The following is a 20,167-nucleotide window of genomic DNA, read 5'->3' as shown; positions in this document are numbered from 1 at the left end:
ACTGAACGGCATGACCACGATCCTGGTGACCGGCGGAACCGGAACCCTCGGCCGGCTCGTCGCCGAGCGGCTGCGGGCGGCCGGGCACGATGTGCGGGTGCTCAGCCGCCATGCCCGGCCGTACGCCGTCGACCTGCGGGAAGGCGGTGCCGGGCTGGACGCGGCGGTGGAAGGTGTGGAGACGGTCGTGCACTGCGCGACCACCCAGACCGGCGGGGACCGGAAGGCGGCGGCGAACCTGGTCGCGGCGGCGCGGCGGGCGGGCATGGGGCACCTCGTCTACATCTCGATCGTCGGTGTCGACCGGGTGCCGTTCCCGTACTACCGGGCCAAGCTCGACGTCGAGAGGATGATCGAGGAGTCGGGGCTGGGCTGGACGGTGCTGCGAACGACGCAGTTCCACGACCTGCTGGTGAAGGTGTTCCGCGCGCTGTCGAAGCTGCCGGTGCTGCTCCTCCCGGCCGGGGTGCGCGACCAGCCGATCGAGGTCGCGGAGGTCGCGGACCGGCTGGCGGAACTCGCCGGTGCGGGTCCCGCGGGGCGGGTCGAGGACATGGGCGGGCCGGAGACCCGGACGTTCGAGTCCTTCGCCCACGCCTGGCTGAGGTCGACGGGCCGACGCCGGGTGGTGCTGAACGTGCCGCTGTGGGGCAGGGCGTACCGGGCCTTCCGCGAGGGCGGCCACCTCACGCCGGAACGGGCGGTCGGGAAGGGGACGTTCGAGGAGTACCTCGCGGGGCGGAAGGGGTGAGTGGAGCCGACATCCCGCATAGGGCATTCAGCGCTCGGGTGACCCGAACAGCTCGTCCTGGGCACGGTCCCGTGCGGTGAGCAGCGCACCGCGCAGTACGGCATCGCCGCCGAGCAGACTCGGCCGCACCTCGGTGACCAGCGGCGACATCCGCCGCACCCGCGCCTCCACCCGAGCGGCGAGCTCCTCCCCACCGGCCTGCCCGACCTCCCCGCCGAGGACGACACACCCGGGATCGAGGATCGCCACGACAGAGGCGACACCGACGGCAAGCCGATCGGCGAGGGCATCGAGGAAACGGCCGGCAGCGTCGACGACAAGCCGATCGCCGAGGACACCGCCACCCGCCTGCGAGGCCACCGCCACCACCGCATCCGGGCTCACGCCCACCGGCACGGCCACCGCATCCCGGCTCCCCTCCACCGACACCGCCGCCGCATCCCGGCTCAACTCGACCGGCGCCGCCACCGCATCCCGGCTCACCTCCACCGGCGCCCCCGCCTCACCACCGCGCTCTTCCGACCGCGGCCCCTCCTCACCACCGCGCTCCTCCGAGGGCGCCCCCGTCTCACCGCCACGTTCTTCCGACAGCGGCCCGATCTCACCGCCGCGCCCCTCCGACGGCGCCCCCGCATGCTCACCGCTCACCCCCGACAGAGCCCTCGCTGCGTCTTTTCCTGCCTCCGACGGAGCCCCCTCCGCGTCTCCCCCTCCCCCCGACGAAGCCCCCGCCGCCTCTTCTCCTCCGCCCGACGAAGCCCCCGCCGCGTCTCCCCCTCCGCCCGACAAAGCCCCCGCCGCGTCTCCCCCTCCCCCCGAAACCGCCGCCACCGCCCCCCGCACAACCCCCGCGGCCACCGGCTCGGCCCCCACCCCCTCCACCGTCACCCCGTACTCCCCCGCCAGCCCCACGATCGCCGCCGCCCCCGCCAGCGAATGGAAGCCGCCCTCGCAGTCCGTCGCCGACGGCAGGCCCGCGGTGCCGGGCACCGGCAGGAAGCCGATCTCGCCCATGCCCCCGGACACCCCGCGGCGCAGCGCGCCGTCGAGGACCACCGCCGCGCCCGTGCCGTGACTCAGCCACAGCAGGACGAAGGTGTCGCGGTCCCGGGCCGCGCCCTCGCGCTGTTCGGCCAGTGCCGCGAGGTTGGTCTCGTTCTCGACGCTCACCCGGGCCTCGGGCAGCCGCTCCTGCAACGCGGCGACCAGACGGCGATGCCATTCGGGCAGGCCGGAGGTGTCGCGGAGGTCACCGGTCGCCGGATCGATCAGGCCGGGCGCGCCGATGCCGACAGTGTGCAGCCGGTCCGCGCCCGCCTCCTTCACCACCCGCTCCACCAACGTGACCGCCTGCTCCACCGCGGGCCCCGTCCCCGTGTCGCCCCCGATCGGCACGGACGCCTCGGCGAGTTCCCGCCCCACGAGGTCGGTGACCACCACGGACACACCCTCGGTACGGACGTCGAGGGCGGCGAGATGCGCCCGGTCGGCCACGATCCCGTACAGCTTGGCGTTGGGCCCGCGCCGCTGCTCCCCCGCCTCTCCGACCACGGTGATCAGTCCGGCCGCGGTGAGCCGCTCGACCAGGTCGGCGACGGTCGGCCGGGACAGTCCGGTCAGCTGCTTGAGCCGACCCGCCGTCAACGGGCCTTCCTGCTGCAGCAGTCGCAGGGCGAGCCGGTCGTTGATGGCCCGTGCGGTGCTGGGGGATGCGGGCATGCCGGGATCCTTCCAGATCGGCGCTGCGGCCAGTATTGCACTATCTATCAGGCAGGGTTCCTGATAGTTTTCGGAAGCCAGTGAGGGCCAGAGAACCGGGAGGGGCCGGAGAATGAGCGACATGGTCTGTGACCTGCGTGAGGTACGGCGGGCCCGGTACGCCGTGGCCGCCGTGTTCGCCGTGCACGGCGCCGTGACCGGTTCGTTCGCGACCCGCGTGCCGTGGATCCAGGAACACGCGGGGCTCAGCGCGGGCCAGCTGGGCTTCGCGCTCGCCTTCACGGCCTTCGGCGCCTCCTGCTCGATGCCGCTCGCGGGCCGCGTCAGCCACCGCTTCGGCAGCCGCACCGCCCTGCGCGGCCTGATCACCATGTGGACGCTGGCCCTGGTCCTGCCGTCCCTCGCGCCGAACATGCTCACCCTGTGCCTGTCGATGTTCGTGTACGGCGCGAGCGCGGGCATGGCCGACGTCGCCATGAACGCGCTGGGCGTCGAGGTGGAGCGGCTCCTCGACAAGTCGATCATGTCCGGGCTGCACGGCATGTGGAGCGCGGGCGCCCTGATCGGCTCGGCGGGCGGCACGCTCGCCGCGCACCTCGGCGCGGACGCGCGGCTGCACTTCGCGCTGGCGGCGGCGACCCTGACCGTGCTCGGCCTCGTGGCCTGCACCTGGGTCCTGGACCTGCAGCCGGCCGAGGACGAGGAGCCGCCCCCGAGGTTCGCGCTGCCGCCGAGGTCCGCGCTGCTGATCGGCACGGTCGGCTTCTGCGCGGTCTTCGCGGAGGGCGCGAGCCTCGACTGGTCGGCGGTCTATCTGCGCGACCAGCTGGAGACGTCGGCCGGCCTGGCCGCCGCCTGCACGACCGGCTTCATGCTCACCATGGCCGTGGCCCGGCTGGTCGGCGACACGGTCGTCAACCGCTTCGGCTCGGTCCGCACGGTCCGTATCGGCGGCGGCTTCGCCGTCCTCGGCGGAGTGCTGATCGTCCTCGCGGGCCATCCGGCCGTCGCGATGGCGGGCTTCGCCCTGCTGGGCCTGGGCATCGCCGTCGTCGTACCGCTGTGCTTCGCGGCGGCCGGGCACGCCGGCCCCAACCCCAGCCAGGCCATCGCGGGCGTCGCGACCATCACGTACACCTCGGGGCTGATCGCGCCCAGCCTGATCGGCGGGGTGGCGCAGGCGACGAGCCTGGTGGTGTCGTTCGTGCTGGTGACCGTGCTGGCCTGCGGGCTCGCCGCCTTCGCCGGGGTGCTGCGCAGCGGCGAGCGCGGCCGCAGGAGGACGGTCGGCCCGCCGAGCGCCGCCGTTCCCGACCCGCGGCCCTGAAGTCCGGGAAGGGCGACCTCAGCCCGCGATCGAGTCCAGCTGCTCGGCCGCCGGGCGCAGCGCCCAGAGGTCGCCGCCGGGCGGCGCCTCCAGCTTCGGCACGGCCTGCCGCGCGGCCTTGTCCCCCGCGTCCGCCGCGGCGTGCACGACGTCGCTCGCCGCGAACCGGTGGAACTCCAGCTCCGGATACGACCACGCGGCGGCCCCGGTCGCGGCGGGCAGCAGGAAGTCCACGGCCTTGAACAGCCCCTGCCCGTCCGGGCCTTGATAGGCCCACAGGTTCACGCCGACGTGCCGGCCGATCGCCGCGAGCCGGGTGTAGGCGACCAGGTCGAAGGTCGAGTAGTGCCAGCTGCGGGTGCGGGCCAGCTCCTGCGGCTGGCTGCCGTCGGCCGCGATCTGCGGATCGACGCGCTTGGTACGGGCGTCCAGCACGGTCCGCCGGGCCAGCGCCCGGTCGCCGGTCGCGTAGGCGAGGGCGGCGAGCTGCATGTCGTAGAAGGTGCCGTGGTTGTTGGCCGCCGCCCCCTCCTCCTTGCCGAAGTCGCTGTTCTTCAGCCAGCCGAGGAAGTCCGCGTTCCACTTGCCCATCGCGGTGCGGTCCTCGGCGCTCCAGCCGGGCGCTCCGGCGGCGAGGATCGCCTGGGCGTCGAGCACGCTGGTGTACGACTGCGAGAAGTCGATGATGCCGATCGAGCGGCCGTCGTACTTGCACGGGATGAACTGGGCGTGGTTCAGGTTCGGGTTCATGCGGGTGGCCGGGTCGAGGAACCAGGTGCGAAGGATCTTGGCCGCCTTCTCGGCGTACGCCTTCCTGCCCGTGTAGTACCAGGCCAGGGAGAGGTCGTACGTCGAGTCGAAGACGTGCTCGACGTCCTGGCGGTCGGTGCCGGAGTCGACCTCGGGGTTGCGCTGTCCGTCGCGCTGGACGTACGGGCAGCCCCAGGGGTTGTCGGGGGTCGGGGTCGTGGTGGGCCACCAGTAGGGGGCCTGGCTGAGGTAGTCGTGGACGTCCCCGCCGGGTGCGGGTCTCGGCTTGTCGGTGACCGTCCAGGGGCCCTGGGACAGCCAGTTGTCGGCACGGGCCGTCAAGTCCTCGACCGCCCGGCGCAGTTGGGGATCGCCGCGGTCCAGCCGGGCCTTGGTCTGCTGCAGCCGGACGCCGTCGAGGACCGCGGTGTCCGGGGCCTTCGGACTCGCCTGCGCCGAGGGGACGAGGACGGCGCCGAGACTCACCACCGCGGCCAGCAGGACGGCCGCACGGGATCTTCCACTCATCGAGCACTCCGATCCATCGAACGAAGGGTCAGAAATGTGAACGTGGTTCATGAGTAGGACCGTGCGAGCGTAGAGGTGCGAGGTAGCCGTGACAATGGTCCGGACAGGACTTCACGTACAGAACTTCACGCACAGAGAAAGCGACACCCCACATGGATCTCGGCGTCCGCTGGAAACTGCACGGCGACGGGCGGACCCCCGCGCCCGGAGCGGTGGTCCGCCCCGACGAACGCCTCTCCTGGCCGCGCACGGTCGGCCTCGGCGCCCAGCACGTGGTGGCCATGTTCGGCGCGTCCTTCGTGGCCCCGGTGCTGATGGGCCTCGACCCCAACCTCGCGATCATGATGTCGGGCGTCGCGACCGTGATCTTCCTGCTGGCGACGCGCGGCCGGGTGCCCAGCTACCTGGGCTGCTCACTGTCCTTCGTGGGCGTCGCGGCCGTGATCCGCGCCCAGGGCGGTACGAGCGCCACAGTCACCGGCGCGGTCTTCGTGGTCGGCGTCGCGCTCTTCCTGGTGGGTCTCGCCGTGCAGCGCTTCGGGGCGCGGATCATCCACGCGGCGATGCCGCCGATCGTCACCGGCGCGGTGGTGATGCTGATCGGCTTCAACCTGGCGCCCGTGACCGCCTCGACCTACTGGCCGCAGGACCAGTGGACGGCCCTGCTGGTCATGCTGTTCACCGGTCTGGCGGTCGTCTGCCTGCGTGGATTCTGGTCCCGCGTCGCGATCTTCCTGGGCCTGGTCTTCGGGTACGGCATCTCCTGGGCCTTCGACCGGATCTTCGGCCGCATCCACTCGGCCGACGCGAGCGGCAAGGTCACCGACCACTGGCGGCTCGACCTGTCCGGCGTCGGCAAGGCCGACTGGATCGGCCTGCCCTCCTTCCACGGGCCCACCTTCCAGTGGTCGGCGATCCTGGTCGCGCTGCCCGTCGTGATCGCCCTGGTCGCGGAGAACGCCGGACACGTCAAGGCGGTCGGCGAGATGACCGGCGACCCGCTCGACGACAGGCTCGGCACGGCGATCTCGGCCGACGGCATCGGCTCGATGCTGTCCACGGCGGTCGGCGGCCCGCCCAACACCACGTACTCGGAGAACATCGGCGTGATGGCCGCGACCCGCGTCTACTCCACCGCCGCCTACTGGGCCGCCGCCGGCTTCGCCCTCCTCTTCGGCCTCTGCCCGAAGTTCGGCGCGATCGTGGCCGCGATCCCGGGCGGCGTCCTCGGCGGCATCACCGTCATCCTGTACGGCATGATCGGCCTGCTCGGCGCGCAGATCTGGACCAACGCCCGGGTGGACCTGCGCAATCCGCTGAACCTGGTCCCGGCCGCCGCGGGCATCATCATCGGCGTCGGCAACGTCACCATGAAGTTCACCGACAACTTCTCCCTCAGCGGCATCGCCCTCGGCACGCTGGTCGTCATCACCGGCTACCACGCCCTGCGCGCCTTCGCCCCGGCCCACCTGAAGACCCAGGAGCCGCTCCTGGACGAGGGGACGTCCTCCTACGACGACGCCAAGGCGTAGGCGTACGACGGACTGAACGTCCCCGGCGACCCCTTGCACCCGTCCGACTCGCCCGGCAGCTTCACCCACAGGTAGGCGTCGATGCGTGCCTGGCCGGTGGCCAGCGTCGGCGCCCGGCCGATCTTCCGGCCGGCGGGGTCGCACCACTGGCCGTCGGCCGGGGCGCCGTTGCCGTTGCGGCTGGTGTCGATGACGGCGCCCAGGCTCGCGGGGCCGCCGAGCGCGGCGAGGACGTCACGGTCGTACGCGATCTCGTCGGCCGTCGCCTGGAAGTTGGAGACGTTGCTGAAGATCCCGTCGGAGGAGGCGGCCGAGGCGGCGCCCGCCTGTTTCAGCAGGGACGCCTGCTCGGCGGGCTCGTTCCAGCCGGAGTGCCCGGCGTCGTAGTAGACCCGCGCCTTGGGATCGGCGGCCTTGAGGACGCGGCCCGCGCGGGCCAACGAGGCGAAGCGGTGGGCGCGTCGGTCGTCGGAGAGGCACGCGGACTGGGCGATGGAGTCGGGCTCCAGGACGACCACGACCTCGCCGGTGCCGAGGCCGTCGGCGAAGTCGTCGATCCAGTCGTCGTAGGCGTCGAGGTCGGGCGCCCCGCCCTGGGACGCGCCGCCGCAGTCGCGCTCGGGTATCGCGTAGGGCACGACCACCGGGACCCGGCCCTGCGCCGCCGCGCCCGAGGTGACGGCACGGACGCGGGAGGCGATGGTCGACGGGGTGAAGTCGGCGAACCACACGGCGGCCGGCAGGTCGGCGATCCGGGACTCGATGACCGGCGTGCGCGGGTCGTCAGGGTGGGCCCGGACCCAGTCGAGGACCTGGGAGTCGGGGTGGCGGTAGAGGCCGGCGGACGCGGGCGTGGGCCGCGGCTCGGGCTCCGTCCGCGCGGGCGAGGGACTGGGCTTCTTCGACGAACTCGGCTTCGGGGACGCCGACTTGGTGACCGTGGCCGACGGCGACGGCACCACCGGGAGCTGCTCCAGCCGCGGCGAGCCGGTCGCCTGGGGCCGCGCCCGGTCGGCGCCGTGGCCGTCGGCGAGGGCGGACATCATGCCGGTCGCCGTGCCCACGGCGACCACGACGGAGGCGGCGGCCACCATCGCGCCGCGTCGCGCGGCCCGCCTGCGCTCGGCCCTGCGGGCGGCCAGACGCTGCGCACGTAAGCCCGACACCACCCGTGCCCCTCCCCCGCAGCGGGCGCGTTCCCCCGTTCTGGGGAAGCCTCGGGCTCGCCGCCACTCCCGTCAGCCTAGGACTGGGACCCTTCCCCCATGCCGCAATTGGAACAGTTCACCACATCCGTAGACGCGGTCGTCTCCCGTATGCGCGCCCTGGACTCGGCGCTGCCCGAGCGGGACGGGATCGCGGTCTTCAACCGCGTCTACCTCGCCGTCACCGAGGCGGTCGACCGGCGCATCGACACCGGCGGGTTCCCGGACCGGCGGGCCGCGATCACCCTGGACGTGCGGTTCGCGGAGCGCTACCTCGCCGCCGTCGAGGCGGTGGCCGACGAGCGCCGCCCGCCGGCCTGCTGGCGCCCCCTGTTCCAGTTCCGCCGCCATCCCGGTGTACGTCCGCTGCAGTTCGCGCTGGCGGGCATCAACGCGCACATCGGGCACGACCTGGCGCTCGCCGTGGTGGACGCCTGTCGTACCTTGGACTGCGAACCGGCCGCGCTGGAGGACGAGTTCGACCGCGTGGGCGAGCTCCTCGTCTCGCTGGAGGAGCGCATCCGCGAAGATCTGATGCCGGGCCCCGACCTCCTGCAGATCGCCGACCCGCTCACCCATCTGCTCGGCTCGTGGAGCCTGGAGCGCGCGCGGGACGCCACCTGGACCGCGGCCCGGGCCCTGTGGGCGCTGCGCGGACTGCCCGACGTGGCCGCCGAGTTCACCCAGCGGCTGGACACGGCGGTGGGGTTCGCGGGCCGCATGCTGCTCACCCCACTGCCGGACTAGCCCGGACTGGCCTGCGCTAGTCCTCCGGGAGCTCCACGGGCGCGATCTCGTCGTACAGGTCGCCCGGGCCCGGGTTGCTCGCGTCCGTCGTACCGCCGAAGTGGTGCATCACGCCCCAGACGGCGTTCAGGGCGGTCTGGATCGCGCCCTCGGCCCAGCCGGCCGTCCAGGAGATGTCGTCGCCGGCGAGGAAGATGCCCCGCTTGTCCTCGGGCAGCCGGTCCTGCATGAAGTGCGTGAACAGGCGCCGCTGGTAGCGGTAGTGGCCGGGCAGGTTGGCCTTGAAGGCGCCCATGAAGTAGGGCTCGTTCTCCCAGGACACGGTCACCGGGTTGCCGATGATGTGCTTCCTGATGTCGACCTTCGGATAGATCTCGCCGAGCGACTTCAGCATGACCTCCATCCGCTCGTTCGCGGACAGCGGCAGCCACTTCAGGCTGTCGTCGCACCAGGTGTACGAGAGGCAGATGACCGCGGGCTTGTCCGGGCCGTCGTCCAGGAGGTAAGTCCCGCGCGTCATACGGTCGGTGAGGGTCATCGACATGACGTCCCGGCCGGTCTCCTCGTCCTTGTCCAGCCAGAAGGGGCGGTCGACGGGCACGAAGAGCTTGCTGGACTCCATGTAGTGGGTGCGCTCGATCGCGGTCCAGTGGTCGATCGGGAAGAGCGAGTCGTCGCAGGCGATCTTCGACAGCAGCATCCAGGACTGGGCGGTGAAGATCGCCGCCTGGTAGGTGCGGATGTCGCCGTTCGCGTCGGTCACCGTGATCCGGTTGCCGGCGGTGCGGTGCAGGCGCGTGACGGCCGGGCGGGGTGCGCGGTTGTCGTGCAGCTCCGCGAGCGAGGTGCCGTACGGCCAGTGCACGATCTTCTCCGGCTCACGCTCCCACAGGCGCAGCGGCAGCTGCTGGGAGCCGCCGACGATACCGCGGTGGTGGTCGTCGGCCTCGGTGTAGACGACCCGCAGGATCTCCAGGATGGAGTTGGGGAAGTCGGTGTCCCAGCCGCCGGTGCCGAAGCCGACCTGGCCGAAGATCTCGCGGTGGCGGAAGGACTTGAAGGCCTCGGAGTCGCACAGGAAGCCGTAGAAGGTCTGGTTGTCGAGCTTCTCGACGAGCCGGGCCCAGATCTCGCGGATGCGCGGGACGTCGCGCTCGCGCAGGGCGCGGTTCATGTCGGAGAAGTCGGCGCCCTCTTCGAGGCACTTGTTCCAGGCGTCGGCGACATCGCGGTAGACCTGCGGCAGGTCGTCGACCGTCTCGGCGTAGTGCGACTCGCCCTTGAGGTCGACGACGGTCGAAGGGGTCGCCTCGGCAAGGGGGTTGGGGAAGGGCCGGGTCTCAAGGCCCACCAGGTCGATGTAGTGCTGGAGGGCGGTGGAGGACGGCGGGAAGCGCATCGCGCCCATCTCGGCGGTCAGGCCCTCGGTCCCCTGGCCCTCGAAGCCGACGGTCCGCAGCCGCCCGCCGATCCGGTCGGCCTCGTACACGACCGGCTTGAGGCCCATCTTCATCAGCTCGTACGCGGCCACGATGCCGGACAGTCCGCCGCCGATGACGGCGACCTCGGTGCCGTGCTCGGTTGCCGGTATCTGGCCGAGGCCCGCCGGGTGGGCGAGGAAGTCGTCGTAGGCGTACGGGAAGTCCGGGCCGAACATGGTGATCGGCGGCAGCTGCTGCTCGTCGGCGTGCTCGACGGCGTTGGGCACCGTGGACGTCATGGGGTACGGACTCCTTGCGAAAACTGGTGAAAGCCGGGGGAATTCAGATGAGGGACCCGTACAGACCGGGGCGGCGGTCCTTCAGGTACGGGTTGGCCTCGCGGGAGGCGGCGAGGAAGGCGGGGTCCACGTCGGCGAGGAGCAGCTCCTCGCCGCGGCCGGCCCGGGTGCGGGCGACCCCGTCGGGCCCGGCCAGCGTGGAGAGGCCGACGAAGTCGAACTCCCCTTCCTGGCCGACCCGGTTGACGTACGCGACGTACATCTGGTTCTCCCAGGCGCGCACCGGGACCAGGGCCTCGGCGACGAACTGGAACGGGTGCATCTGCGCCGTGGGCACCACGAGGAGGTCGGTGCCGGCCAGGGCGTGGGCGCGGACGTTCTCCGGGAACTCGACGTCGTAGCAGATCATCAGCCCGACGGTGATCCCGTCCAGCTCGGCCTGGACGACCGGCTGCTCGCCCGGTGCGAAGTGGTCGTGCTCGAAGCAGCCGAAGAGGTGGGTCTTGCGGTAGTTCGCGAGCCGGTCGCCCTCGGCGGAGATCAGCTGGGCGGAGTTGAAGACGGTCTCGCCCTCGCGCTCCGGGTAGCCGTACGCGATCGCGAGCCCGTGCCGGGCGGCGATGTCGGCGATCGCGTCGGCGGAGTCGCCGTCGGCGGGCTCGGCGAGGCGCGCGATGTCGTCACCGATCGCGTACCCGGTCAGGAACATCTCCGGCGCGGCCAGCAGCGCGGCCCCCGCGGCGGCGGCACGGCCCGCGGCCGCGTCGAGGACCTTGAGGTTCTCGACGACGGAGCCGGGTCGGCCGGAGCTCTGGAGCAGGGCGGTGCGCATGCGTGTTCCTCACCGGGGCGAAGGGGGGTTCGGGGGGCCTTTTAGACGGTACGGCCGCCGGCCGCCGACCAGCAAGAAGGAGCCGTTGCGCGGCGGTGGGCGGTTCATTGCGCACGGCGCCGGTCCGACGGCGATTCGTTGCGCGGCACCGCCAGCAGCAGGGCAATGAGCAGGTAGGGCACCGCGAACACGGCGAAGGTGACCGCATGCCCGGCCCTCGTCGCGATCGCCCCGTACCCCTCGTACACGGCGACCGTGGCCAGATCCGTGCCGAGGCCCGCGACCGAGGTCACGGTCGCCCGCCCGGAGTCGTCGAGGCGCCGCTGCAGCCGTGCGTCGGCGAGGACGGTCGTCAGCTGGAAGCCGCCGAAGGCGAGCGCGACCAGGCCGAGGGCGACCGGTGTCCGGCCCATGGCTCCCACGGCCAGCGCCGCGGCCGCTCCCCCGAGCAGCCAGGCGAGCCCCGGCCTCCCCAGCCGTTCGCACCGCCCCGCCGGCAGGCTCCCGGCCGTCGCCCCGGCCCAGATCACCAGCAGCAGATACGGAACTGCCGCCTCCGCCACCCCGGTGTCCCGCACCAGCAGCGGCGTGTACTCGTCCAGCGCTCCCCATACGGCGGTCACGGCCGGGACCAGCAGGATCGCCCCGCGCACCGACCGCTCGCGCCGCACCTCCACGAGCCCGGCCCTCAACGTCGCGGCCCAGCTCTCACCGCCCTCGCCCGCGGGGCCGCGGTGCTCGGGGAACCGGGTCGCCGTCGCCGCGGACGCCAGACAGACCAGCACGCTCGCCGCGCCGATGGCCGGATAGCCGCCCCACGCGAACACGGGCCCGGCGAGCCCCGTCGCCGCCATCACCGCGACCAGCCCCGCCGCATGGGCCCGGCCCATGACGTGGGCGTACCGGTCGGCGGCGCCGAGTCGGTCCAGCTCCTCGTAGACGAGCGCCTCCAGGGCGCCGGACACCAGTGCTCCGCGTGTGCCCCACAACACGAAACCGAGGGCGAAGGCCCAGTACGACGGGACGAGCACCCACAGCGCGAAGCCGACCGCGGTCAGCAGCGGGCCGAGCCACAGCAGGAGCCGTCGGGAGACGGCGTCGGCCCAGGCGCCCGAGGGCACCTCCAGCACGACACCGGTTAGGGACCAGAGGGCGAAGAGGGAGGAGATCTGCTGGACGGACAGGCCGGTGTCGCTGAACAGCAGCGCGTACACCGGGTACAGGAGGACGAAGTCGTCCAGGAACGCGTAGCCGTACAGCGTGGCCGTGAGCCGGCGGACGCCGGAGGTGGTGGATCAATGTCGCCAGGTCATGCCATCGATGGTAGGCGGACCCGGAGCAGCCGTCCCCCGGATTACGTCGGCGACCCCGACGAGAAGCGGCGCAGCAGCGGCGACAGGACCAGCACCGACTTGGTGCGCTCGACGAAGGGCTCCCCGGCGATCCGCTCCAGGACCCGCTCGAAGTGCCGCATGTCGGAGGCGAAGACCTGCACGATCGCGTCCGCGTCGCCGGTGACGGTCGACGCGGCGACGACCTCCTGGTAGCGCTCCAGGCCTCGCCGGATGGTCTCCGGCGAGGTGTTGTGCCGGCAGTAGATCTCGACGAACCCCTCGGTCTCCCAGCCGAGGGCCGACGGGTCCACCCGTACGGTGAACCCGGTGATGGCGCCGGTGGCGCGCAGCCGGTCCACCCGCCGCTTCACGGCGGGGGCGGAGAGGCCCACGATCTGCCCGATGTCCGCGTAGGAGCGGCGGGCGTCCTCGGCGAGGGCGTGCACGATGCGTTCGTCGAGATCGTTCAGCACGGTGGTTCGGTCAGCTTTCCGGTGTTGCCAGTCGGGATCGGCGATGGCCGTACCCGAAGTAGAACACGAGCCCGGCGGCCATCCAGACACCGAAGACGATCCAGGTGACGGCGGACAGGCTGCCCATCATCCAGACGCAGAAGCCGAGGCCCAGCACGGGCAGCACGGGTGAGAGCGGGACGCGGAAGGTGCGGGGCATCTCCGGGCGGGTGCGGCGCAGCACGACCACGGCGATGTTGACCAGCCCGAAGGCGAAGAGGGTGCCGATGCTGGTGGCGTCGGCGAGCTGGCCGAGCGGGATCGCGGCGGCGAGGACACCGCAGAACAGGGACACGATTACGGTGTTGGCGCGGGGTGTGCCGGTCTTCGGGTGGACCTTGGCGAACACCTTGGGCACCAGGCCGTCGCGGGACATGGCGAAGAGGATGCGGGTCTGGCCGTAGAGCACGGTCAGCACGACGCTCGCGATGGCGATGACGGCGCAGGCGGCGAGCAGCGTGCCCCAGAAGCTCTGCCCGGTGACGTCCCGCATGATCTGGGCGAGCGCGGCCTCGGAGTCGTTGAACCGCTGCCAGGGCTTGGCGCCGACGGCGACGGCGGCGACCAGCACGTACAGCGCGGTGACGATGACGAGCGACAGCATGATGGCGCGGGGCAGGTCGCGCTGGGCGTTCTTCGCCTCCTCGCCGGCGGTGGAGGCGGCGTCGAAGCCGATGTACGAGAAGAACAGCGTGGCACCCGCGGCGCTCACGCCCGCCATGCCGAGCGGCATGAAGTGCTCGTAGTTCCCGGACCGGAAGCCCTGGATGCCGATGGCGCAGAACAGCACCAGCGCGGCGATCTTCACGCACACCATGACGGTGTTGGCGCGCGCCGACTCGCGGGCGCCGCCGAGCAGGAAGGCCATGGCGAGGAGTACGACGATCAGCGCGGGCAGGTTGAAGATGCCGCCGTCGCCGGGCGGGGCGGACAGCGCGTCCGGGATGGTGACGCCGATGGTCCCGTCGAGCAGTTCGTTGAGGTACTCGCCCCAGCCGACCGCGACGGCGGCGACGGACACGCCGTACTCCAGGACCAGGCACCAGCCGCAGATCCAGGCGATCAGCTCGCCCATGGTTGCGTATGCGTACGAGTACGAGGAGCCGGAGACCGGGATGGTGCCGGCCAGCTCGGCGTAGGAGAGGGCGGAGAACAGGGCGGTCAGACCGGCGATCACGAAGGAGAGGGTGACGGCGGGACCGGCCTTCGGGACGGCTTCGCCGAGGACCACGAAGATGCCGGTGCCGAGGGTGGCGCCGATGCTGATCATGGTGAGCTGCCACAGCCCGAGCGAGCGGCGGAGACTGCCGCCCTCGCCCTGGCCTCCCTCGGCGACCAGGCGTTCCACGGGCTTGCGCCGCATGAGGCTCGCTATCGCCCCCGGGGGCGGCGGGGCCGGTGAGGTGCGGCTCTGCGGGGGTGCGCCTTGGTCCAGCACGCGCTGACTCCTTCGTCATGACGGTCAGGCGGGCGGGGACCGGCGGCGCCCTGCGCGAACAGGAACCCACCGAGCGGGGTCCCTGCCACGCCACGTACAGCGCATGACACTACGGGCGGATGCTTCGCAGACGAAATGCAGCAACCTTGCGTACACCCGCAAGATCCTTGCGTTCATCGCGGGCCCACGGGCCTTCGTTGCGCGGGCGCTGTCGACCTCGCGGTACGGCCCCCGGATGTCGACGGGAGCCGTACGCGCGGAACTCGGCTCAACTCCAGCTGGCGTGCAGTGGCTTGCCCTCGGCGTAGCCCGCCGCGCTCTGGATGCCGACGACGGCCTTCTCCGCGAACTCCTCCAGGGAGCCCGCGCCGGCGTACGTGCAGGAGGAGCGGACGCCCGCGATGATCGAGTCGATCAGGTCCTCGACGCCCGGACGGGCCGGGTCGAGGAACATGCGGGAGGTCGAGATGCCCTCCTCGAACAGGGCCTTGCGGGCGCGGTCGTACGCCGACTCGTCCGAGGTGCGGTTGCGCACGGCCCGCGCGGACGCCATGCCGAACGACTCCTTGTAGAGGCGGCCGTTCGCGTCCTGCTGCAGATCGCCCGGCGACTCGTACGTCCCCGCGAACCACGACCCGATCATCACGTTCGACGCCCCGGCGGCCAGCGCCATCGCGACGTCCCGGGGGTGCCGTACACCACCGTCGGCCCACACGTGCTTGCCGTACTTCCTCGCCTCGGCCGCGCACTCCAGCACGGCGGAGAACTGCGGCCGCCCGACACCGGTCATCATCCGGGTCGTGCACATCGCGCCCGGCCCGACACCGACCTTGATGATGTCCGCGCCCGCCTCGATCAGATCCCGGACACCCTCCGCGGCGACGATGTTGCCGGCGACGATCGGCACCTGCGGGTCGAGCGCCCGCACGACCTTGATCGCGCCGATCATCGACTCCTGGTGCCCGTGCGCCGTGTCGATGACGAGCGTGTCCACGCCCGCGTCGAGCAGCTGCTTGGCCTTGCCCGCGACGTCGCCGTTGATCCCGACGGCCGCGGCGATGCGCAGCCTGCCGTTCGCGTCGACGGCCGGCGTGTACAGCGTGGCGCGCAGCGCGCCCTTGCGGGTGAGGATGCCGGCGAGGCGGCCCTCCGCGTCGACCGCGGGGGCGTAACGCCGGTTGGCCGCGTCGAGCCGGTTGAAGGCCTCGCGCGGGTCGATGTCCGCGTCGAGCAGCAACAGGTCGCGGGACATGACGAGTTCGAGCTGCGTGAAGCGGTCCACGCCGGTCAGGTCCTGGTCGGTGACGACACCCAGCGGCCGCCCGTCCTCGTCGACGACCACACCGGCGTTGTGCGCGCGCTTGGGCAGCAGGGACAGCGCGTCGGCGACGGTCTGGTGGGGCGCCAGCCGGATCGGGGTGTCCAGCACGAGGTGGCGGCTCTTCACCCAGGAGACGACCTCGGTGACAACCTCGATCGGGATGTCCTGCGGGATGACGACGAGACCACCGCGCCGGGCCATCGTCTCGGCCATCCGGCGCCCGGCGATGGCGGTCATGTTGGCGACGACCAGCGGGATCGTGGTGCCCGTGCCGTCCGGGGAGCTGAGGTCCACACCCTGCCGCGACCCGACCGCGCTGCGGCTCGGCACCATGAAGACGTCGTCGTACGTCAGGTCGTACGGGGGCTGGATGTCGTTGAGGAAACGCACGTGCTGCACATCCCAGTCGATCAGAGGTGGCCCCCGGACAGGTCAGCCAGGGGGAAAGAGCACGTACTTCATTGTCCCATGACCACCGGAATGCCATGCCCGGGCGATTCGTCCAGAGGCCGGGACCCCTGCCTTGGAGGATCCGCCGAAAGCGGCCCCGCGCCCATGGATATCGATCGCATGTGTGGAAATGATCCGTGTAAGGAGCAACCGGCGAAAGACCTCGGGGGCACGCGTGCGGAGTCACGAGTTCGGGTCGAACAACGAGCTCAGCGGCACGGTGCACGGCGCGAGCATCCAGGCGGGCGTGCTCCACGGCGGTATCCGCATCGTCTCCGAGACGCCGGCGGCCCCTGCCGCCGGGCGGATTCCGTGGCAGTTCCCGCCCTCCGTGCGCATGGTCGACCGCTCCGAGGAGCTGGCCGTACTGGAGCGGCACCGGGCCCGCGCCCGGCGCGAGGAGCGGCCGGCGCTGGCCGTGGTGAGCGGGCTGGGCGGGGTCGGGAAGACCGCCCTCGCGCTGCGCTGGCTGCGCACCCTGCGCCCGCACTTCCCGGACGGGCAGCTCTACGCCGATCTGGGCGCCCAGTCCGCCGACGGCCCGGCGTCCCCGGCCGAGGTCCTCGGCCGCTTCCTGCGGGCCCTGGGCGTCCCCGCGCCGGAGATTCCCGCGACGCTCGCCGAGCGGACCGCACTGTACCGGTCGTCGACCGAGGGCCGGCGCCTGGTGGTACTGCTCGACGACGCCGCGACCGCGGCCCAGGTACGGCCGCTGCTGCCCGCGGGCGGAAACGTCACTGCGGTCACCAGTCGCAGGCGATTACCGGGGCTGGCCGTCGACGGCTGTGTCTCCGTACAGGTGCAGCCGCTCGGTGTCGAGGCGGCGGTCGAACTGCTCGCGGACACCCTGTCCGACGACCGGGTGTCCGCGCAGCCCGACGCCGCCCGCACCCTGGTCGAGCTGTGCGCCGGACTGCCGCTGGCCGTGCGGGTCGCCGGCGCCCGGCTGGCGGCGCGGCCGGAGCGCCGGATCACCACGATGGTGCGCGCCCTCGCCGAGGAACGCGACCGGCTGGAGGCATTGGCGATCGACGGCGACCACGATGTACGGGCGGCACTGGACCTGTCGTACCGGGCGCTGCCGCCCGAGGCCGCCCGGCTGTACCGGCTGCTGGGGCTGCACCCCGCCCCGGAGTTCGGGAGCGCGCTGGCGGACGCCCTGTGCGGCGACGGGGAGCCGCTCCTGGAGGCGCTGCACGACGCGAGTCTGCTCCTGGACGCCGGGGACGGGCGCCACCGCTTCCACGATCTGGTGCGGCTGCACGCCGCCGCGCGGGCGGAGGAGGACGAGCCACCGCCGGAACGCGCCCGGGCGCTGCGCCGTATCGCCGACCACTACCTGGCGAGCGCCACCCGAGCCGAGGAGCTGATCGACCCTCAGCACCGCACCCTGGCACGGGACTTCGGCGCCGGGCCGGTCGTCGTCGCGGAGGTCGGCGAGGACGCCGAGACCGCCCTGGACTGGCTGGAGCGGGAGTTGCCGACCCTGATGGCGGTGCTCCACCGGGCCCGGCCGGCGGGCTTCCCGTCCATCGCCTGGCAACTGGCCGACGCCCTGTGGCCGTTGTTCCTGCGGCGGAAGTTCTACGACGACTGGCGGGCCGCGCACGACGAAGGGCTGCTGGCCGCGCGGGAGTCGGGCGACACGGTGGCCGAGTGCCGGATGCTCACCTCCGGCGGAGTGGGGCGGCTCGGCGCCGGGGACCACGAGCGCGCGCTGGAGATGTTCGAGCGCGCGGCACGGCTCTTCGCCGATTCCGACGACCGGCTCGGGCAGGCCCGCACCCTCAACTACCGCGGGCTCGCCCTGCAGCGGCTCGGGCAACGCGACACAGCCGCGGACCTGTTCCGGCGTGCCGCCGCGGAACTGCCGGAGCAGGGCGACCGACGGGCCGGTGCGCTGGCCCGGCTGAACCTGGCGAACGTGGCTCTCGCCACCGGGGACGCCGGGGCGGCGCTCCGACACGCCGGTGCCGCTCGCACCGTGCTCGACGGGGAGGGCGATCCGTACAACGCGGCCCGCGCGGCCACACTACTGGGCCATGCCTCCCTCGCCGTGGGCGAACTCGACGAGGCGACACGGCAGTTGTCGTACGCCCTGAGGATCCTGCGCCGCATGGCGGCCGGGTACGAGGTGGCCCGCGCCCTCGGTGTGCTGGCGGAGGTCGCCGAGCGGCGCGGGGACCGCCGTGCCGCTCGGGACCACTGCCGGGAGGCACTGGAGCACTACACGACCGCGGGCCGTTCCGGGTCCGAGGAGGCGGAGTCGGCGCGCCGTCGGCTCCGGGAGCTGGAGGGGTGAGCGAACTCCTCCGCCGGCAGCCCCGCCACCAGCCAGGCATGGGCCAGCGAGGCGAGGGCGGCCCAGGTGTCGTCGCAGGCGGGTCCACGCAGTTCGATCACGGTCCCGCCGGCGCCACAGCTCAGCCAGCACCGGTCCCGGTGGTGCACCGCCACGACCAGGGCGCCCGGGTGGGTCGCCGCCGTCTCCCGGGCCCGGTCCGCTCCCGTGCCGTGCTCGATCAGCACGTCGGCGAGTTGGGCCAGCCACGCGGGCGCCGGAAGCCTGACCCTGACGTGCTCGTCCACGGTCACGTGCGTCGCCATGGCACCCCCACGCCGCCGGGCTCGCCGTAGGGCACGGTGGCCGGGAGAGGCGCCGGTTCCGTCGTCGTACGGGAGACGGGGGCCCGCAGGCGCAGCTTCCGGTAGAGCAGGGCGCGCATCTTGCGGGAGAACCTGCCGGGTTCCGAGGAGATGCGGGAGGCCACCTTCTCGTACCGTTGCGGGCGGCAGGTCGCGGAGCTCCGCTTGAGCTGCGCGCGCAGCGGACGGTCCGGGCGCAGGCGCGGCGCGAAGGACATCAGCTCGGCGAGCGGCGATCCCGGGTCGACATCGGCGTCGGACCGGCCCGCCATGAGGACGGGCGCTCCGGTCATCGCCCCGTAGAGGGTGACCGAGCCGTGGTCGCCCACGATGTAGTCGGCGGCGACGAGAGCCCCGGTCCAGTCGCCGTACGGGCTCACCAGGGTCAGCCCGGAGCGGCCCAGTCCGGCGAGCCAGGCCCGTACCTGCCAGGCGCCGTGTGCGTTCCACACATGGGGATGCAGGAGCGCGGCGATCCGGAACTCGTCCCGGGGCAGCTCGTCGACCAGCCGTTCCAGGATCTCCCAGCCCTGTCCGAGCAGGGAGTCGGGCCCCCAGGTGGAGCAGACCAGGACCAGCCGCTGTCCGGCCCGCGCGCTCAGCGCGTCCCGGTACAGCGCCCGGGAGGGCAGGCTCGTGACGATCCGGTCGAAACACGGGTCGCCCACCACCTCGGCCACCGGCAGCGCCTCGGGGCATTCGCGGCCCAGCCTGGTCAGCTCCTCGTGATGGGCCAGCACGATCACCTCGGGCACCAACGCCCCGTCCCGCACCAGCCGCTGCCGGCTCAGTCCGTACACCCCGCGCTGCGCCACGGTCCGGCCCGGCCGCCCGGCCGGGGCGAGCTTGTTGTGCCCGGCCCCGTGCGGGAGCACGATCACCGGGGTGGGCAGTTCGTGCAGGCCGCCGTGGCCGGCGGCCAGGGCGAGGTCGAAGACCGTCTGGACGGCCTGGCTCCAGGGCAGGACCAGGCCGCCCAGCCCGTCCAGGAACTCGGCCACGCCGTTTCCGAACACGTCGGGTGCCTGGGTGAAGAAGACCTGCACCCTGACGTCGCCCTCCAGCAGGCGGATCGTGTCGAGCAGTCGCTGTCCCGCGATCATGGTGTGCACCACGACCAGCACCCGCCTGCGGGTCCTGCGAGTGGCCCAGCGCTCGACGTCCGGCCGTACCGGCACATGACGCCACTGCGACTCGGGCACTGTCACACTCATCGTTGTCGTCCCCCGGTTCTCGTTCGATGCCTTCTCGGCCGCGGTTGCGAGCGGCCGGTCATCGGTGCCGTGCCCCGGGAACTGGATGGCGGGCTTGCAGGAACCCTGTGCTCTCCCGCCGTGCGCCCCTCGCGCTCCCGT

General features: G+C 72.5%; 16 protein-coding genes. 5 read left to right on the top strand and 11 right to left on the bottom strand.

The window, feature by feature from the left end; genetic code table 11:
* Positions 1 to 10: 10 nt before the first annotated feature.
* Entirely contained in the window at positions 11 to 751 is a 741-nt protein-coding gene (locus MQP27_RS40650) for an SDR family oxidoreductase (RefSeq protein ID WP_242775041.1), read from the top strand.
* Positions 752 to 778: 27 nt separating this feature from the next.
* On the opposite strand, the gene MQP27_RS40645 is transcribed toward MQP27_RS40650, so the two are convergent.
* The gene (locus MQP27_RS40645; RefSeq protein ID WP_242775038.1) at positions 779 to 2,470 is read right to left on the bottom strand and encodes an ROK family protein; all 1,692 of its coding nucleotides are present in this window, start codon (positions 2,468 to 2,470) and stop codon (positions 779 to 781) included.
* 112 nt (positions 2,471 to 2,582) lie between these two features.
* On the opposite strand from MQP27_RS40645, the gene MQP27_RS40640 reads away from it, so the two are divergent.
* Positions 2,583 to 3,797, top strand: a complete 1,215-nt coding sequence (locus MQP27_RS40640; RefSeq protein WP_242775036.1) for an MFS transporter — start codon at positions 2,583 to 2,585, stop codon at positions 3,795 to 3,797.
* A gap of 18 nt (positions 3,798 to 3,815) precedes the next feature.
* On the opposite strand, the gene MQP27_RS40635 is transcribed toward MQP27_RS40640, so the two are convergent.
* Entirely contained in the window at positions 3,816 to 5,075 is a 1,260-nt protein-coding gene (locus tag MQP27_RS40635; protein ID WP_242775033.1) for an alginate lyase family protein, read from the bottom strand.
* A gap of 152 nt (positions 5,076 to 5,227) precedes the next feature.
* Between MQP27_RS40635 and MQP27_RS40630 the strand changes: the two genes are divergently transcribed.
* The gene (locus MQP27_RS40630) at positions 5,228 to 6,607 is read left to right on the top strand and encodes a uracil-xanthine permease family protein (protein ID WP_242775030.1); all 1,380 of its coding nucleotides are present in this window, start codon (positions 5,228 to 5,230) and stop codon (positions 6,605 to 6,607) included.
* Here the strand turns inward: MQP27_RS40630 and MQP27_RS40625 are convergent.
* Positions 6,586 to 7,701 carry a glycoside hydrolase family 6 protein gene (locus MQP27_RS40625; RefSeq protein ID WP_242775544.1) on the bottom strand — a complete coding sequence of 372 codons (1,116 nt, stop codon included), beginning with the start codon at positions 7,699 to 7,701 and terminating at the stop codon, positions 6,586 to 6,588. The two genes, MQP27_RS40630 and MQP27_RS40625, sit on opposite strands and share 22 nt — an antisense overlap.
* Before the next feature lie 171 nt (positions 7,702 to 7,872).
* Between MQP27_RS40625 and MQP27_RS40620 the strand changes: the two genes are divergently transcribed.
* Positions 7,873 to 8,559 carry a DUF5995 family protein gene (locus tag MQP27_RS40620; RefSeq protein WP_242775027.1) on the top strand — a complete coding sequence of 229 codons (687 nt, stop codon included), beginning with the start codon at positions 7,873 to 7,875 and terminating at the stop codon, positions 8,557 to 8,559.
* A 16-nt stretch (positions 8,560 to 8,575) separates the two neighbouring features.
* On the opposite strand, the gene MQP27_RS40615 is transcribed toward MQP27_RS40620, so the two are convergent.
* The 6 genes from MQP27_RS40615 to MQP27_RS40590 form a co-directional block, all read right to left on the bottom strand.
* Positions 8,576 to 10,279, bottom strand: coding sequence for a flavin monoamine oxidase family protein (locus MQP27_RS40615; RefSeq protein WP_242775024.1), 1,704 nt, complete (start codon positions 10,277 to 10,279; stop codon positions 8,576 to 8,578).
* 43 nt (positions 10,280 to 10,322) lie between these two features.
* Complete coding sequence (locus MQP27_RS40610) at positions 10,323 to 11,111, bottom strand: carbon-nitrogen hydrolase family protein (protein ID WP_242775022.1); 789 nt, start codon at positions 11,109 to 11,111, stop codon at positions 10,323 to 10,325.
* Positions 11,112 to 11,215: 104 nt separating this feature from the next.
* Positions 11,216 to 12,370 carry an MFS transporter gene (locus MQP27_RS40605; RefSeq protein ID WP_242775543.1) on the bottom strand — a complete coding sequence of 385 codons (1,155 nt, stop codon included), beginning with the start codon at positions 12,368 to 12,370 and terminating at the stop codon, positions 11,216 to 11,218.
* 95 nt (positions 12,371 to 12,465) lie between these two features.
* Positions 12,466 to 12,918, bottom strand: coding sequence for an Lrp/AsnC family transcriptional regulator (locus tag MQP27_RS40600; protein WP_242775019.1), 453 nt, complete (start codon positions 12,916 to 12,918; stop codon positions 12,466 to 12,468).
* A 10-nt stretch (positions 12,919 to 12,928) separates the two neighbouring features.
* Positions 12,929 to 14,395 (bottom strand): amino acid permease, encoded by a 1,467-nt coding sequence (locus MQP27_RS40595; RefSeq protein ID WP_242775017.1) that lies wholly within the window; start codon positions 14,393 to 14,395, stop codon positions 12,929 to 12,931.
* A 268-nt stretch (positions 14,396 to 14,663) separates the two neighbouring features.
* Positions 14,664 to 16,106 carry a GuaB1 family IMP dehydrogenase-related protein gene (locus tag MQP27_RS40590; protein ID WP_242775542.1) on the bottom strand — a complete coding sequence of 481 codons (1,443 nt, stop codon included), beginning with the start codon at positions 16,104 to 16,106 and terminating at the stop codon, positions 14,664 to 14,666.
* Between the two features lie 235 nt (positions 16,107 to 16,341).
* On the opposite strand from MQP27_RS40590, the gene MQP27_RS40585 reads away from it, so the two are divergent.
* Positions 16,342 to 18,468, top strand: coding sequence for an ATP-binding protein (locus MQP27_RS40585; RefSeq protein ID WP_242775015.1), 2,127 nt, complete (start codon positions 16,342 to 16,344; stop codon positions 18,466 to 18,468).
* On the opposite strand, the gene MQP27_RS40580 is transcribed toward MQP27_RS40585, so the two are convergent.
* The gene (locus MQP27_RS40580) at positions 18,393 to 18,773 is read right to left on the bottom strand and encodes a hypothetical protein (RefSeq protein WP_242775013.1); all 381 of its coding nucleotides are present in this window, start codon (positions 18,771 to 18,773) and stop codon (positions 18,393 to 18,395) included. The genes MQP27_RS40585 and MQP27_RS40580 overlap by 76 nt on opposite strands.
* A complete protein-coding gene (locus MQP27_RS40575; RefSeq protein WP_242775011.1) occupies positions 18,758 to 20,026 on the bottom strand; it encodes a hypothetical protein in 1,269 nt (422 codons plus the stop codon). The genes MQP27_RS40580 and MQP27_RS40575 overlap by 16 nt, the downstream gene beginning before the upstream one ends.
* Positions 20,027 to 20,167: the final 141 nt, after the last annotated feature.

Source organism: Streptomyces cylindrosporus (assembly GCF_022698165.1).
Classification (GTDB): domain Bacteria; phylum Actinomycetota; class Actinomycetes; order Streptomycetales; family Streptomycetaceae; genus Streptomyces; species Streptomyces cylindrosporus.
This window is presented reverse-complemented; position numbering and strand designations above follow the sequence as displayed.

Excerpts from the sequence above, each read along its gene's own strand:
- MQP27_RS40615 (WP_242775024.1), bottom strand. The coding sequence starts at position 10,279 with ATGACGTCCACGGTGCCCAACGCCGTCGAGCACGCCGACGAGCAGCAG.
- MQP27_RS40610 (WP_242775022.1), bottom strand. The coding sequence starts at position 11,111 with ATGCGCACCGCCCTGCTCCAGAGCTCCGGCCGACCCGGCTCCGTCGTC.
- MQP27_RS40625 (WP_242775544.1), bottom strand. The coding sequence starts at position 7,701 with ATGGTGGCCGCCGCCTCCGTCGTGGTCGCCGTGGGCACGGCGACCGGC.
- MQP27_RS40635 (WP_242775033.1), bottom strand. The coding sequence starts at position 5,075 with ATGAGTGGAAGATCCCGTGCGGCCGTCCTGCTGGCCGCGGTGGTGAGT.
- MQP27_RS40645 (WP_242775038.1), bottom strand. The coding sequence starts at position 2,470 with ATGCCCGCATCCCCCAGCACCGCACGGGCCATCAACGACCGGCTCGCC.
- MQP27_RS40580 (WP_242775013.1), bottom strand. The coding sequence starts at position 18,773 with ATGGCGACGCACGTGACCGTGGACGAGCACGTCAGGGTCAGGCTTCCG.
- MQP27_RS40630 (WP_242775030.1), top strand. The coding sequence starts at position 5,228 with ATGGATCTCGGCGTCCGCTGGAAACTGCACGGCGACGGGCGGACCCCC.
- MQP27_RS40575 (WP_242775011.1), bottom strand. The coding sequence starts at position 20,026 with ATGAGTGTGACAGTGCCCGAGTCGCAGTGGCGTCATGTGCCGGTACGG.
- MQP27_RS40640 (WP_242775036.1), top strand. The coding sequence starts at position 2,583 with ATGAGCGACATGGTCTGTGACCTGCGTGAGGTACGGCGGGCCCGGTAC.
- MQP27_RS40620 (WP_242775027.1), top strand. The coding sequence starts at position 7,873 with ATGCCGCAATTGGAACAGTTCACCACATCCGTAGACGCGGTCGTCTCC.
- MQP27_RS40650 (WP_242775041.1), top strand. The coding sequence starts at position 11 with ATGACCACGATCCTGGTGACCGGCGGAACCGGAACCCTCGGCCGGCTC.